Source organism: Pseudomonas sp. MF7453 (assembly GCF_016405455.1).
GTDB classification, from domain to species: domain Bacteria; phylum Pseudomonadota; class Gammaproteobacteria; order Pseudomonadales; family Pseudomonadaceae; genus Aquipseudomonas; species Aquipseudomonas paralactis.
The window spans coordinates 37254-49978 of sequence record NZ_JAEKCN010000027.1 but is presented as its reverse complement, the minus strand read 5'-3'; the positions used below and the strand labels follow the sequence as shown (position 1 = coordinate 49978).

Genomic DNA, 12725 nt, shown 5'->3' with positions numbered 1-12725 from the left:
TCGTCGAGCGATGCCCGTCCAGGGAGGGATGGCCGAGCTCGATTCTCCAGAAGGTAGCTGGTGACACGAGTGTTGAGCCCACCCAACTAGGGTGACGGAAATTTCTGGGGTTCCGGCTTACATCCCCTCTCTGGAGTGGCTTTGTTGTCGTCAGCTTTCATGCTCAAGCCCCCCCGCCGTCACGAACGCCCCGGGTCACAGTGCGCTTGTATGGGTTGGCCAGGTTTTCCACACACACATGGGCATTGCCGTCACGCAGAACAAACATGCTGTCCAGACGCTCTACGACCACGTAGTCACCCTCACGACGCTTGTTGACCATGGCCTCGGTGCCATCGGGCAACACGCGGTAGAACTGCGGCATATCGGCCCCTTTCTTGAGCAGGAACTTGGTGAACTGCCCATCGTCCATGACCGACTGCAAGCCAATGGCGTCCTTGTCACCCGAATAGCCGTAATTGATATTCGGCGAGCCTGGCGTCCCGGTACTGACCACCGGCGCAGGCTCATGGCTCTTGACCTCAGTGAAGGAGGACACGCGACTGCTTGGGTAGATAAAGCGCACCAGGTACGACTGACCGGTGCGTTTCTTGGAGCTACTGAGCTGGAAGTAGTAGGTGCGCTTGCTGGTGATAACGGTCAGGTTGGTATCCGCATTTTCCTCGACCGGCTTGAGGAAAATGCGATTGCGGAACGGGATGGTTTGCCAGGCGATGGTGTCGCCCAGGGCGACCACCTTCACCATTTCATCAGCTTCGAATTCGAGCGAAGTTTGATAGTTATAAGTGCCCACCAGTTCATAAACTTGGTTCGGATCATAGGGCACTTGTTTGACCCGATTATCGGTCATGAGCGGGGTCGGCAACTTAGCAGCGTGTGCAACACCACCCAAAAAACACAAACTCAGGGCGATAGCGGTCGGCAAAATGCAATGTTTTTTCATGATTTCAGTTTCCTTGAATTGAATGAATTACCGGCGGCTCAGTTCTTCATTCTTACGATAAACGGTAATTACAGTGCCCAGCGGGTTAACCCAACGGTCGCCGAGTTTTCGCGGCTGTAGTGTGTGGGCCAGCTTTACGTTTGCCGTGTAGTTAGTCGCTACAGGTTCGTTTTTACCCGCCTGATGGAAGTACGAAGTAAAAGAGACCTGATAAACATCACCAACTTTGTTGATGGCGTATGCCCTGCCGTCGATCCACTCTTTCTCCCCCAACGTCGCATAAGGGTTAGCCGGGTTATCGGGGCTGATCTCCTGCTCGTACTGGCGGGCAACCTCGGGTGTTGAGTACAGATGGCAAGTGTCTGACAACACCTGACGGCGGCGAGGATCGAAGGTGTTGCACGCATTCACGAAGTCGTACAGGTCAGCTTCAATCAGCGCGTCTTCTGCTCCAACGTTATCCTTGTCGATGACGCGCATTTTCAATACTTCACCGTCTGCACCGACAGTTGCTACCACGGGAATGACCGTGTGAAGGTCAGACAGGACGTAGACCGCACATGCCAGTGCGACAAGAGAAATCGCCTGAGCACCGTTCAGGAACAACGAGCGATTGCGTTCCTGTTTGATCTTCTGTTGCTCGCGCAATGTCTTGCGGCGCAGCTCTTCATCATTTTTGAACGTCTTGTCCATTACACTCGTACTCCCAAAGTTCTTACAGCCATCATCACCAGCGACGAACCTCCTACTGTTGCGCCAGAGGACAACGCAGCGGCCCAACCGCGAACTTGCAACATGCAGATAATCAAGACCCCTTCAACGATCAACAATGTGCCGTACTGTTGAGCCGTCATCAGTGCTGCATCACTGATAGTCGCGGTTTGAGCCACTTCTTCAATGGCGTCCCCAAATACGGAGTAGCCGAACCGGATAATGGCAATGGACAGAATGTAGATAAGTGAGAAGTTCAACATCTTACTTAGCCAATTCATTCCCCATCCCCGAGTTTGTGAGAAGAAAAAGAAAGAGACCAAGACCGGCAAAATCGACATGCTGATGGCAGCGCCAAACTTCGCGATCAGCATATTCAGCACGGCGACCACGAACAGGATGCAATTAATGATGAACAGGCCATAGCCCATCAGGATCATTGCAAACTGCCGCCAACTGACGTTCATCAGAACGCTGGCCACTTTCCCCACATTCACATACAAGGCGTCGAGCATCGACGTGGAACTGACCCCACCGCTCATGATTTTCGCGGCAATGGACTCTGTTGCACCTCCCCATGCCTGATAGAACGCAAGCCCACCAGAAGACCAATTCAGCGTAAGGAACACCATTCCAGTGAGGAACATCCTTTGCGCGAGATCCCAATACTTGAGGGATTGGCCGTTATAGATTGTGAACCCCAAGACCACCCAGTAAGCGACGGCGACCAGGTACACGACCGGAGAGATCAGCTCTGCCAGATCGGGAAACACTTGGCCGACGAAGCTCGTAGTCACTTCGTCAGTGGCACCAATTAAGCCTTCTAGAGTCAGCTGCGCCATGGGTTCGATGCTCCGTACACACCCTTGAAGTGGGAGAGCACTTCAGGATCGCGGAAGTCGCTGGCACTCAACTGCACGCCGGTTTGTGCCTTGATCTCCCTGGCGGTCTGCTCAATGCAGCCTTGAACCAGCGAACCGCCGTAGGACGACGACTTCATGTAGATCTCAGCAAAGCAAGTTCCAGGGAACCAGTTGCCAACGTCCCGTTTGGTCGCGCTCAGCAGTGGGTTTTTCTCGACGCTAATCGGGGCCGATGGGCTGCCCGGTGCAACTGGTTCGGTCGAGAAGTACGAGGCGGTGTTGATGTAAATCACGCTACCAACCACCACAACGCCAACGACTACGGACAGGACGTGATGCAGTTTGAACTTAGGCATTGGTGCGCTCCTGGTCAGCAGTGACAAACGGGGTGAACTGGCAAGCGCAAGGCGACTTGTCGATTTTTCCGGTGTTGGTGACACAGCCCGAGGCAGTACTGACCACCACGGCCAACAGCAGCACTTTCCAGAGCTTGGCGACCATCCACAAAGGCGCCCAGAGCGGGAAGGTGACGATCTTGAGGATCAGGACAAATGCTTTCATTGCGTAGCTCCTTTTCTCGCACGCGAGAATTACTGATCTTTCCACTTGAAGAATTTTTCGTTATCCGCCGTGGCCTGGTTCTCGGCGTTGTTCAGGTTCGCTTGCAGGTTCATGTTCAACGCTGCCAGCTTCGACTGGGCCGAAGACAACATGCCGTTTTCGGCGGCAATACGGTTTTGCAGATCTGCTGCGTCTTTGGCGTTGGTGGTGCTGTCTACTTGGCGCGAGAGCGTGGCCAGATTGTTCAGATGGACTTGCACCTCGCTGTACAAGGCGTCACCGCCCGACATTGCAGCGCGAACGGCGTCTGAGCTGAGTTGGTAACCCTGAGCCCGTTGGCCCTGCGGATTGTTGAACAGCTCCTGCGGTAGCGTGTTGATCAGCTCTTCGTAGTACGACTGCTTGCTGCCATAGGCACCGGAGCCCTGACGAGAAACGACTTCCTGCCATGAACCTGGCACGACCGAGGCCGAGTTGATGGCGTCATTCAGTCCGATAGCACCGCGTCCATACGAGCCCTTGAGGCTTTCCAGAGTGCGGTTTTGCGTCTCGTAGGACTGCTTCAACGTGTCGAACTGCTGTTTCAGAAGAGCGTATTCATTTGCCAATGCAGCCCAGGTCCCGGCGTCGCCAGTTGGAACGCCGGTAGCGTGTACTTGGCCGCTAATAGCCATGACCACCGCTGTAGCGAGGCTCAGCTTTTTGATAGTCGTCATCATTTGACCGCCTTCAAGTTGTGGGTGTTTTTCGCTTTGGCTTCGGCCATGAAGACCGGAACCCATTGCTCAGGATCATCGGTGCCCAGGCGCTTGATGATTGACTCCATCAGGGCCACACCAACATCGTTCGAGGACAGCACAGGGATGAAGTCGGACAGGTCGGCTACTTCATCTTTAGAAGTCAGATCGAATACAACCCTGATCGACTCTTTGCCGCGACGGATAAGAAACTTGCGGGAGCCCTGGCCGATTTCACGGATCCACTTGAGTTCAGCAGCGGTCAGGTTTTGATGATCTTCATCAGTGGCCGCATCGTTCGACAGATAGATCTTGGTGGCACTCTGTTTGTCGATTGAGTCGGTTTCACTGCGGAAGTACTTCGCGTCAGGCGTGACAAAGATAATCAGGCCGTTTTTGCGACGGATCTGCATGATGAAGTTGTCGATTCGCTTCTTCCAATATTCGTTCTTCACCAGGTTCTGCCCTTCCTCCAGTACCAGGATGAAAGGGGTGCCATCCATTGCCTGCTCGATGCGGTGCAGTGGGTAGCTCAACACGACCGGAAGCTCTGGCCGCGCTTCACCACCCTTGAGCAGTTCCATCATTTCGAAGCAGTAGTGCCGAGACGAGTTGAGGTCGATGGAATCATTCACGTTGTCGAAGACACCGGCATTCGCACCAGTAACACCCTTGGCGCCGTGCCAGATGGCCATAACGTCAGCCAGCTCGCCTTGGCCATAGGTCCACACGACATTTCTGAACCGACGATCCGCGAACGGCAGGCTGTAGTTTTCGTCTACCAGAGCCTTGAAGCGTTTGATGTCGTCAGCAGACGTGGGGGTTGATGCATAGCACTGACGCATCAGCACCTGCAGATCCACCAGGAACGCACGGTTTTCAGGAGTATCGGGCAGCTTGAAGGGGTTCCAGTTCATGCCGCTATGAGGCGACAGCGTGGTATGCACTCCGCCCATTGCCTTCATGAACACCTTGGCGCCAAACCGGTTATCGAACCAGAACACTCGCGGCTTGGCTTTGTCAGCCTCGCTTACCATCAGCGAAATTACTGTGGTCTTACCCGACCCAGTATCAGCGGCAATCGCCGTGTGGCCTGCAACCATCCCTTCCAGCTCACGATGGAAATTGAAGTTGTAGGAAGTACCGCTCTCAGTCTCAAAGGCGGTAATGGCCGGGCCCCACAAGTTGCCGTCTCGACGGCCCTTGGCGAAATTGTGCAGCGAGGCAAACCCCGCGAAGTTGGTCGATTTGATTTTGCCGCGACGACCAATCAGGTTCTGTGCCTGGCCAGGCAACTGGGACCAATAAAAGGTTTCCAGTGCCATCCACTCGCGCACGGATTTTACGTTCAGGTCCACGAAGCAGTTTTCCACCAGGCCCACTGCGTGATCGAGGTCCTTCGCGTTTTGCTTGCGGTTGGCATCCGAATCCATGGGCAGAGACGGCACATGAACGAAGATGGTCAGGTGATGCAGGCCGTTGACAGCATCGCCACGACGCAGCGCACGGATACCCTCAGTCAGTTCCTTGCTGTCATCATCGGAAATACCGTGGGTGTCCGAGACAGTCAAACGGCGCTGTTCTTGCGTCATCGCCGATTCAGCTTCGATCCGGTTAGAGAAGAAGAACGATTGCGTGATGATGAATTCCACCGGCTGTTGCAGGAACTTGTTCATCATCCGCGACGGAGTTCTGCGCGGCCATTCGGCCATGCTCAACATCGCTCCGATACGGGAACTGGTGCTGCCGCGCACTTCGCACATAGTTGCCAGCACGCGAAAGTTCAGGCGTGCGTATGGCAACATTTCGCAGATTTTCTGATCACTCACGGGGATCTTGCGATCCTCAAGGTTGATCAGGTAGTTGAAGAACGTACTGAGTTCAGAGAATTCTTCCCCCAAGTAATCCCTCATTACCTCGACAGGGTATTGCTGGTGATCACCGTTATGTTCTTTGAAGTCCACCCAGCTCCAACGGAAGCGGCTCACAGCGTCAAAAGCCTGGTCACGGTCGATGAACTTCGAGTCGGATACAGGGTGCCGCTGGATTTTCAGGCGAGTCGCACCGTACTCCGAGAGCCCACCGAGTAGCATGTTCGACGACTTATACAGATCGTCGGCCATGTCATCGTAGGATTCAGCATCAGGCTTGGTCGGACTGGTCCCGGTAATAAGTGCGATGCCGCGATCCATCAGCCCCGGTACGCCAGAACGAAAACGAGTGCGTACCAGCGAGATATAGATCTCGTTGACGTAGAACCCTTTGTGTTGATAGCGGCCACGCCAAGCGGCGTTGAGCTGCTTCGAGAACCAGGTCCCACCCTCGCCTTCCGGGAAGTCGAAGACCTTCCGGCGTACGGTATGCACGTACAGGCCCAAGTTACTGGACGCGATAGTACGCAGCAGCGTATTACGGCGAACTTCAAACTGTTTGACCTGTTCATCGGTAAGTGAATCAAAGAGCAAGCCATCAATCTTGATAACTTGCACCAATGCACTTTCCTTGGTCATTACCGTTTGATCATCATAGTGATAGTCATACGGCACCATTTCGCTGACTTCCAACTCCAGCAGGTCCTGTTCAGATCCTGCTGGCTGTTGGACACCAAGCGACAGGTCGAGATTGCGCGTCAACTTCTTAAACGCTTTATCAACGAGGCGCATAACTCCGATACCCCCACATATTCCTTAGCCGAGAGGCGCGTAAACGAAATGCAGATTGCAAGACGCCAAACAAATAAACGTCTTTGCTGCAGATGTAATACGACACGCCAAACAGTAGTGGTATTGCCCCAACCGGCCATAACGAGCGAATAATTAATGCCGTTACAAGCGGACCAAATATGCTGATGAGAATGCTCGATAGCGTGAATGCGCCGACCATAGATGGCCGAGCCATCGCTAAAACGAGCACCTCGCCCTCATCGGGCGCGTGCTCGACCGTACTCATTGCAGTGAGCTAGCTGCGCCGGACTTGATCTCGGTGACGATGTTCGGTGCGAAGAACACCAGGAACACACCGGCGACAGTCCAACCGAAGGTGGACCACTCGACACGGCCCGACTTAGCCCGGAAGCCCTGCACCACAATGGCCAGGATGCCCAGGTAGTAACCAATGTCGAAGATCAGGAAGCTGACAACGTCCTTGAGCAGGTTCTTGACCGAACTCATGTCCAGCGCCGCGTTGGCAAATTCAGGGAGGAGGCTGATGGAGAACAGCGACCCGAGGACGGCGATCTTTTCTGCCTTGGCAGTCCAGTCTTTGCGCATCAGGGCCGCATGGTTCATCCCGTCTTTCGGAGTGAAGATATTGCGGAGGGTTGTTGCTGTGTTGCTTTGTTGAATCCTGGTTACCCAGGATTGTTTGTTGGTGGTTGTTTCTTCCTTACGGAAAGTCGATTTTCCAGTGTTGAGTTGCATACCTTTGCCTCTTCTTAGTCATGACGGGGCATCCCCGTACGTTACGGTTATCGCTTTATTTGGATTGTTAGGGCAGGTCTCTTTTATAAAGTCGATGGCGGTATCGGCATTCTTAAAAAGTCTGGTTTTCCCTAACGCAGTTACAACAGAAAATACTTGTCCAGTTGACGGACTTTCGATAATGAGTGCCCACTTGCGCACATCGTCCAAATAGCGCTCTTGCAAATGAACTCGGTAATCCGGCTGGGCGTTTGTGAAAACCGCCAGTTCTTTTTTGTCTAGGGATTGCATCATGTCCTCTGGATAGCTCAGCGCTAAAAACAGAGCGGATACTGGAGTCCCTGACATTTTTCTTCTAGATCCCACCTCGCATTTTCTTCCTCTTTCGTGTTTTGTTCGACGTTTTGCATATTCCGTGACTCACTATAGTAATTTCATTTCACGAAATCAACATTTCGTGGTGTGTTTTTTGGATCCAATCAAAAGGACGGGCAGGAGAAGGCCCCAGGAATGAACCTGCGCACTGATGAGTGGCGATAAGTGATTGAGAAATAAGACGTTTCACGAACTATCCCTTGAGGCCACTGGGTTGGCTTCATGTCGTGTAATGCTGGAAGGCAAGAGGTAGAGCCTTCCACACGCCTATGGACCGTGAGAAATAGTCTTTGTTCAATCAGTGGAGGGGGGGTCAGCAACGAATGCGAGGGGTGATCAAAGGGCAAGGGCTGACCGGGAGCCGCCCCGATCAACCCTCTGGCCAGCTCAGGAGCGCGCAAGGAAACTGACCCCGCGCTCCCAAGAGCGACGTGGCGCGAATTCTAGCAGCCAAAAAACAAATTCTCGCGTGCGAGAACGCATCGCTGCGACCTGTGTTTTCTCGCGTGCGAGAAAAACAAAGTAAACCCTTATTAGGGGTTGACTCACGGGTTTACCATCTGCACACTTGAATCACGGTCCACTATCGGACAAGTCGGAGATCATGATGAAGATCACAACTGTAGCGAATCAGAAGGGCGGCGTAGGTAAGACCACATTGGAGGTTCACCTAGCCTCGTACGCGGCAGAAGATGGTAAACGTGTCCTGGTCGTTGACCTCGACGAGGGCGACCTTTCGCAGTTTTTTGCCGCTGCCGAAGACGGCGATGATACGCCCTACTTAATGTCCAGCCAGCTGTTTAATGGCGGGCATGATGGACGCATGCCACGCCAGGTCGGCCCCAACATCTGGCTGATCGAGGCGGACGTAGCACTGCTCGACGTGGACGATATGGCTCTGGATGTAATCCACAATCTGCGGCCAGCGCTGGACCGGTTTGCCGACGACTTTGATCTCTGCATGATCGACACCCCTCCCAACCTTCAACGTCGCATGGTTGCGGCCTTGACGGCCTCCCATGCCGTAGTGGCACCGTTCAACATCAGCGCCTTCACCTTGGCTCGACTCCCGAAGCTGATGAACACCATCGAAACCGTGCAAGAGCAGTACAACCCTGAGCTGCGTTTCTTGGGTTACTTGCCGAACCTGGTGAACAGTCGTTCGCCCGAGGAAATAGACGCCCTCCCCGGCCTCCGCGAGAACTACGGCAGCGCCATGTTTGCAGAGCAGATCATCTACCGGCCCTGTATCAACAAATCGCTGGCCGCTGGCAATCCGGTCTGGTGGAAGGCTCGCAGTGGTAGTCAGCGCGAAGCTGGCCGGGAAATGAAACGAGCTTGCAAGGCCGTTCTCGATAAAGTTTGGACCGAATGAGGGTTATGTAATGACAACGAAGAAACCCAACGCATTCGGGGGAGCGATCAACAAGCTCTCAGACTTTCAGAAACAAAAAACGGCTGTGCTTGAAGGTGAACGCATCATCAAGGTCAGCCTCGGGGAAGTTGAATGCAAGCCCCAAATCCGTACCAAGGACAACCCGGGCTTTACGCAAGAATCGCTGATTGAGCTGGGCGACGACATTGAGCAGAACGGTCAGGCCGAACCTGCCGTCCTCCGGCCTCACCCGAACCCTGAAAGCGGTTTCAAGTACCTGATGGTCGCGGGCGAACGGCGGCTGCGCTCCTGCACACTCAAAGGAATCTTGCTCGATGCAGTGGTGCGCAACCTCACCGATGCCCAGGCAAAACGGATTCAGCGTGCGGAGAACGTCCAGCGCGAAGGGTTGATGCAGATTGAAGTAGCCCTGTCCCTGAAAGCCGACAAAGAAGAATTAGGCACCCTGCAAGCAGTCGCTGACGAGTGGAAAAAGAGCGTCAGTTGGGTGGCTGAACGTCTCTCTTACCTCGATGCTATTGAAAGCGGCGGGGCAACCCGTACAGCAGTACAGAATGGCGTCACCGCTGACGTGTCGGTGGTTAACGACCTTGCCCGCCTTGAACGTCTCGACCCCGCCGCTGCAGCCGAGGTAGTTCAGCGGGCCGAAGAAGACCCTGACTTGAACGTACGCAACGAGGTACGCACTCAGCTTAGAACAACCAAGGCAATCAGGATCGGCGGTGGAAAGCCCAAGGCAAAACCTGTCGCCACCGGCAAGGCCGCGGAACTGGATCTACTGAAAGAACAAGTCGCCGTCCTGAGTGAACAGGTGAATAGCTTGGAAGCTGAAAAGGCGTATCTCACCGAGGAACTGGAGAAAGCACGGCAAAAAATCGCTGACCAGTGGAAACCCGCAGAATGACTACCCGCCCCGTTGACCAGGACCTGCGAATACCGCACGAAGACTTCGAGCGGATCCGCAGCAACTCAAAGATGCACAGCCGCAGCCTCGACGTGGCCTTTGAAATCCTCGTTGAGGGCAAGAAACTGGTTGCGGTGGCCAACGCGCACGGCCTGACGAAACAACGTGCTTTGGCCATACGCGACAAAATCTATTCCGCCTATTTACTTCAAGCGCCCGAAGGCTGGACCTACGCGCAGATCTGCGCGCCCGAGGAAATGATCGATCGTTTCGTCAAAGAGGCTGACACCGTGCGCTTGCAGTATTGGCAGAACAAATCCATGACGAAGAAGGACCATGACGCATGACCGACAAACACACCCTTGAAGCATTCGCAAAGCTGCTGGAGCCACTGGCGAAGTCACTCAGCAGCATTGATCGTTCCCTCTCGGTGCTGGCCGACCTTGAACTGGCCAAGGAGTTTGAACCCGATCCTGCGAAGCCTTGAATCGTATTCATCGGCACCGCAACCAGTAAGCCATCAGCAATGGAGAACAGCCACATGGAACAGATCGACCAACATCCGTTGATTGGCAAAACAGTGGCGTTTCAGACTGACCTCACCTCATTCGGAACCGGCCAGGTCATCGCTATAAACCTGGCCACCGAGCGAGTCAGCGTGATCGACGACGAGGGACAACGCTGGAACGGCAACATAGATCAAATTGAAATCGAGGGTGTTTGAGCTGTTTCTTTAGGGCATACCCGTGCTGAAACAGCTTTGAGTACATCACTCAGAGCTTTACTTCGATTACTGGTACGCCTAATTTGATACGTCAATAAGTGAACACTCAAACTGATACACCGAGGTGAAGTCCACCATGTTCATCCGTTCATACCTTCGCGCCTCGACCGTCGAGCAAGATGCAAACCGGGCCAATGCAGCGTTGGAGCAATTCGCCGCTGAACATGGACACCTTGTTGCGAGCACATACACCGAGAACGTCAGCGGCACAGAAGCTGACAGGCCTGAATTGCTGCGCCTGCTCAAAGATGCTCGGAAGGGGGATGTTCTTCTTGTCGAAAGCATCGACCGATTATCGCGGATGGAAGATCCTGACTGGCGAACACTCAAAGCCGCTATTGATTCAAAGGGTTTGCGAATCGTCGCCCTCGATCTGCCAACCAGCCACCTGGCAATGAGAACGAACCAAAACGACGAGTTCACCAGCCGTATGCTGGCAGCGATCAACAACATGATGGTCGAAATGATGGCTGCTATCGCTCGCAAGGACTATCAGCAGCGTCGAGAGAGACAAGCACAGGGAATCGCGAAGGCCAAACAGGGAGGCGTATATAAGGGCCGTCCTGCAGACCAGGACTTGCACAAACGTGTACGCGAACTGCTCGCTGCGAACTTTGGCATTCGTGCTGCAGCCAGGCACGCGAAATGCTCGACAACCACTGTGCTCAAAATCCGTGACCAGTTGAGCCGGTCGGAAGTGACTGACTAGCGAAGGCGCAGCCGAAGTCTGTCAGGCGCTTACGAGTGGCCGCTGCCGCAGGCGACTTTGCCTGATTAACATCAAACGCAAAATGTGACAGGTAGAGATCATAAGAGGCAGGAGTTGCGAACCCTTGATTTACGGGGCTTCTAGAGCAGTAGGTAGCTCAATATATGAGCGAACCTTCGGTCACGGTTGATGAACCAACCTCGCTCATAGCGCGTGACCTAACCTAGCTCACCTGATGAGCTACCCCAGACCATGAGCTACCCCTGGCTCATCCTTGCTCGATAGCAAACAGCCATGAGCTACCCGTAGCTCATACGGTGAGCTACCCCTAGCTCATTTCTTGAACGCTATCTGACAAGCCTGTGAGATAGCGAACAAATTTGATCTACCCATAGAGCACGGCGTGAGCTACCCTTGGCTCATTCTTGCACGCTATCGAGCAAGTTTGAGAGATAGCGAACACAACTTGGATGATCTGACAGGAGGGTCAATGTCTGAGGAAATCCGCAACCTACACCAGCCCGCTCCACGCGGGACATGGGTGCAGACAGAGCGTGCTGGGCACGAAGCCTGGGCACAGCTCATAGCGCACGCTCCGCGTGCTGCTCAGCTGCTACACATCCTAGTTGCAAACATGGATAAGAGCGGCGCTCTGATCGCCAGTCAGGCCACATTGGCCAAGCTGATGGAAACCTCGACCGCGACTACCAAGCGGGCCTTGTCGGTGTTGATCGATCAGGCGTGGATTCAAACCATCAGGCTCGGCAGTGATCGAGGCGGCGCACTGGCGTATGTGGTTAACAGCCGAATCGCTTGGGCTGATAGCCGCGAGAACATACGGTTTGCGCGTTTCAATGCGCGAGTGCTGGTGTCGTCGGAAGATCAAAGCGACCTTGGCACCGGGAAGCTGCTGAAAGCGCCGGTCATGGAACCAGGAGATATGCAATTACCTGCCGGTGATGGGATGAACCCACCAGTTCAAGAAACACTGGAAGGCATGCTGCCTGATTTGCCGTCGATCACGGACAAGGCCTAAAAACGACGAAACCCGCAGCACGGCAATGCTTGCGGGTTTCTAGGTTTTCTGCGAAGGAGCAAAAATCCATTCAGATATTCTACAGACTAGAAAGTGGAATGCACAGAAACCCATTCAATTGCATTTTACTTTCTAAAGCTGATTGCAGGCGCCGATGGAACGCTTGCAGCCCGGACAGTTCCCCTACCCCATCGGGCGTTGAGTACCAGGGCATCGGAATAGCACCCCATTCTAAGGTTCCGCAGATCGTGATAGTCATTATCTAAAACCTTAGAGTGCTATATGGA

The 12725-nt window shown here is 54.0% G+C and carries 17 protein-coding genes; 7 read left to right on the top strand and 10 right to left on the bottom strand.

All coding sequences use genetic code 11. The features are described from left to right. Positions 1-163: 163 nt before the first annotated feature. From JFT63_RS27615 to JFT63_RS27570, 10 genes are all read right to left on the bottom strand, one after another. Positions 164-850, bottom strand: coding sequence for a TrbG/VirB9 family P-type conjugative transfer protein (locus tag JFT63_RS27615; RefSeq protein ID WP_233102430.1), 687 nt, complete (start codon positions 848-850; stop codon positions 164-166). 120 nt (positions 851-970) lie between these two features. Next, a complete protein-coding gene (locus JFT63_RS27610) occupies positions 971-1636 on the bottom strand; it encodes a VirB8/TrbF family protein (RefSeq protein WP_198845185.1) in 666 nt (221 codons plus the stop codon). Then, positions 1636-2496, bottom strand: coding sequence for a type IV secretion system protein (locus JFT63_RS27605; RefSeq protein WP_198845184.1), 861 nt, complete (start codon positions 2494-2496; stop codon positions 1636-1638). The genes JFT63_RS27610 and JFT63_RS27605 overlap by 1 nt, the downstream gene beginning before the upstream one ends. Further along, on the bottom strand, positions 2484-2873 hold the full coding sequence (locus JFT63_RS27600; RefSeq protein WP_198845183.1) for a hypothetical protein: 390 nt from the start codon (positions 2871-2873) through the stop codon (positions 2484-2486). The genes JFT63_RS27605 and JFT63_RS27600 overlap by 13 nt, the downstream gene beginning before the upstream one ends. Continuing rightward, positions 2866-3078 (bottom strand): hypothetical protein, encoded by a 213-nt coding sequence (locus JFT63_RS27595; protein ID WP_198845182.1) that lies wholly within the window; start codon positions 3076-3078, stop codon positions 2866-2868. The genes JFT63_RS27600 and JFT63_RS27595 overlap by 8 nt, the downstream gene beginning before the upstream one ends. A gap of 29 nt (positions 3079-3107) precedes the next feature. Continuing rightward, on the bottom strand, positions 3108-3794 hold the full coding sequence (locus JFT63_RS27590) for a type IV secretion system protein (RefSeq protein WP_198845181.1): 687 nt from the start codon (positions 3792-3794) through the stop codon (positions 3108-3110). Then, positions 3794-6478, bottom strand: a complete 2685-nt coding sequence (locus JFT63_RS27585; RefSeq protein ID WP_233102429.1) for a type VI secretion protein — start codon at positions 6476-6478, stop codon at positions 3794-3796. Before JFT63_RS27585 ends, JFT63_RS27590 begins: the two co-directional genes overlap by 1 nt. Beyond that, complete coding sequence (locus JFT63_RS30190) at positions 6465-6764, bottom strand: VirB3 family type IV secretion system protein (protein WP_198845180.1); 300 nt, start codon at positions 6762-6764, stop codon at positions 6465-6467. The genes JFT63_RS27585 and JFT63_RS30190 overlap by 14 nt, the downstream gene beginning before the upstream one ends. Further along, positions 6761-7234 (bottom strand): TrbC/VirB2 family protein, encoded by a 474-nt coding sequence (locus JFT63_RS27575; protein ID WP_198845179.1) that lies wholly within the window; start codon positions 7232-7234, stop codon positions 6761-6763. Before JFT63_RS27575 ends, JFT63_RS30190 begins: the two co-directional genes overlap by 4 nt. Positions 7235-7252: 18 nt before the next feature. Next, positions 7253-7525 (bottom strand): hypothetical protein, encoded by a 273-nt coding sequence (locus tag JFT63_RS27570; protein WP_198845178.1) that lies wholly within the window; start codon positions 7523-7525, stop codon positions 7253-7255. Between the two features lie 691 nt (positions 7526-8216). On the opposite strand from JFT63_RS27570, the gene JFT63_RS27565 reads away from it, so the two are divergent. The 7 genes from JFT63_RS27565 to JFT63_RS27535 all read left to right on the top strand — a co-directional run bounded on the left by JFT63_RS27565 (position 8217) and on the right by JFT63_RS27535 (position 12438). Continuing rightward, the gene (locus JFT63_RS27565) at positions 8217-8984 is read left to right on the top strand and encodes a ParA family protein (RefSeq protein WP_198845177.1); all 768 of its coding nucleotides are present in this window, start codon (positions 8217-8219) and stop codon (positions 8982-8984) included. 10 nt (positions 8985-8994) lie between these two features. Continuing rightward, on the top strand, positions 8995-9909 hold the full coding sequence (locus JFT63_RS27560) for a ParB/RepB/Spo0J family partition protein (protein ID WP_198845176.1): 915 nt from the start codon (positions 8995-8997) through the stop codon (positions 9907-9909). After that, positions 9906-10256 (top strand): TrfB-related DNA-binding protein, encoded by a 351-nt coding sequence (locus JFT63_RS27555; protein WP_198759585.1) that lies wholly within the window; start codon positions 9906-9908, stop codon positions 10254-10256. Before JFT63_RS27560 ends, JFT63_RS27555 begins: the two co-directional genes overlap by 4 nt. Next, positions 10253-10396, top strand: coding sequence for a hypothetical protein (locus JFT63_RS27550; protein ID WP_198845175.1), 144 nt, complete (start codon positions 10253-10255; stop codon positions 10394-10396). Before JFT63_RS27555 ends, JFT63_RS27550 begins: the two co-directional genes overlap by 4 nt. Positions 10397-10450: 54 nt before the next feature. Then, positions 10451-10633 (top strand): hypothetical protein, encoded by a 183-nt coding sequence (locus tag JFT63_RS27545; RefSeq protein ID WP_198845174.1) that lies wholly within the window; start codon positions 10451-10453, stop codon positions 10631-10633. A 136-nt stretch (positions 10634-10769) separates the two neighbouring features. Beyond that, positions 10770-11402, top strand: coding sequence for a recombinase family protein (locus JFT63_RS27540; RefSeq protein WP_198845173.1), 633 nt, complete (start codon positions 10770-10772; stop codon positions 11400-11402). Between the two features lie 490 nt (positions 11403-11892). Continuing rightward, entirely contained in the window at positions 11893-12438 is a 546-nt protein-coding gene (locus tag JFT63_RS27535) for a hypothetical protein (RefSeq protein WP_029380360.1), read from the top strand. Positions 12439-12725: the final 287 nt, after the last annotated feature.

Bases quoted from the DNA above. Each gene is read 5' to 3' on its own strand.
- JFT63_RS27615 (WP_233102430.1), bottom strand. From the start codon at position 850: ATGACCGATAATCGGGTCAAACAAGTGCCCTATGATCCGAACCAAGTT.
- JFT63_RS27610 (WP_198845185.1), bottom strand. From the start codon at position 1,636: ATGGACAAGACGTTCAAAAATGATGAAGAGCTGCGCCGCAAGACATTG.
- JFT63_RS27605 (WP_198845184.1), bottom strand. From the start codon at position 2,496: ATGGCGCAGCTGACTCTAGAAGGCTTAATTGGTGCCACTGACGAAGTG.
- JFT63_RS27600 (WP_198845183.1), bottom strand. From the start codon at position 2,873: ATGCCTAAGTTCAAACTGCATCACGTCCTGTCCGTAGTCGTTGGCGTT.
- JFT63_RS27595 (WP_198845182.1), bottom strand. From the start codon at position 3,078: ATGAAAGCATTTGTCCTGATCCTCAAGATCGTCACCTTCCCGCTCTGG.
- JFT63_RS27590 (WP_198845181.1), bottom strand. From the start codon at position 3,794: ATGACGACTATCAAAAAGCTGAGCCTCGCTACAGCGGTGGTCATGGCT.
- JFT63_RS27585 (WP_233102429.1), bottom strand. From the start codon at position 6,478: ATGCGCCTCGTTGATAAAGCGTTTAAGAAGTTGACGCGCAATCTCGAC.
- JFT63_RS30190 (WP_198845180.1), bottom strand. From the start codon at position 6,764: ATGAGTACGGTCGAGCACGCGCCCGATGAGGGCGAGGTGCTCGTTTTA.
- JFT63_RS27575 (WP_198845179.1), bottom strand. From the start codon at position 7,234: ATGCAACTCAACACTGGAAAATCGACTTTCCGTAAGGAAGAAACAACC.
- JFT63_RS27570 (WP_198845178.1), bottom strand. From the start codon at position 7,525: ATGCAATCCCTAGACAAAAAAGAACTGGCGGTTTTCACAAACGCCCAG.
- JFT63_RS27565 (WP_198845177.1), top strand. From the start codon at position 8,217: ATGAAGATCACAACTGTAGCGAATCAGAAGGGCGGCGTAGGTAAGACC.
- JFT63_RS27560 (WP_198845176.1), top strand. From the start codon at position 8,995: ATGACAACGAAGAAACCCAACGCATTCGGGGGAGCGATCAACAAGCTC.
- JFT63_RS27555 (WP_198759585.1), top strand. From the start codon at position 9,906: ATGACTACCCGCCCCGTTGACCAGGACCTGCGAATACCGCACGAAGAC.
- JFT63_RS27550 (WP_198845175.1), top strand. From the start codon at position 10,253: ATGACCGACAAACACACCCTTGAAGCATTCGCAAAGCTGCTGGAGCCA.
- JFT63_RS27545 (WP_198845174.1), top strand. From the start codon at position 10,451: ATGGAACAGATCGACCAACATCCGTTGATTGGCAAAACAGTGGCGTTT.
- JFT63_RS27540 (WP_198845173.1), top strand. From the start codon at position 10,770: ATGTTCATCCGTTCATACCTTCGCGCCTCGACCGTCGAGCAAGATGCA.
- JFT63_RS27535 (WP_029380360.1), top strand. From the start codon at position 11,893: ATGTCTGAGGAAATCCGCAACCTACACCAGCCCGCTCCACGCGGGACA.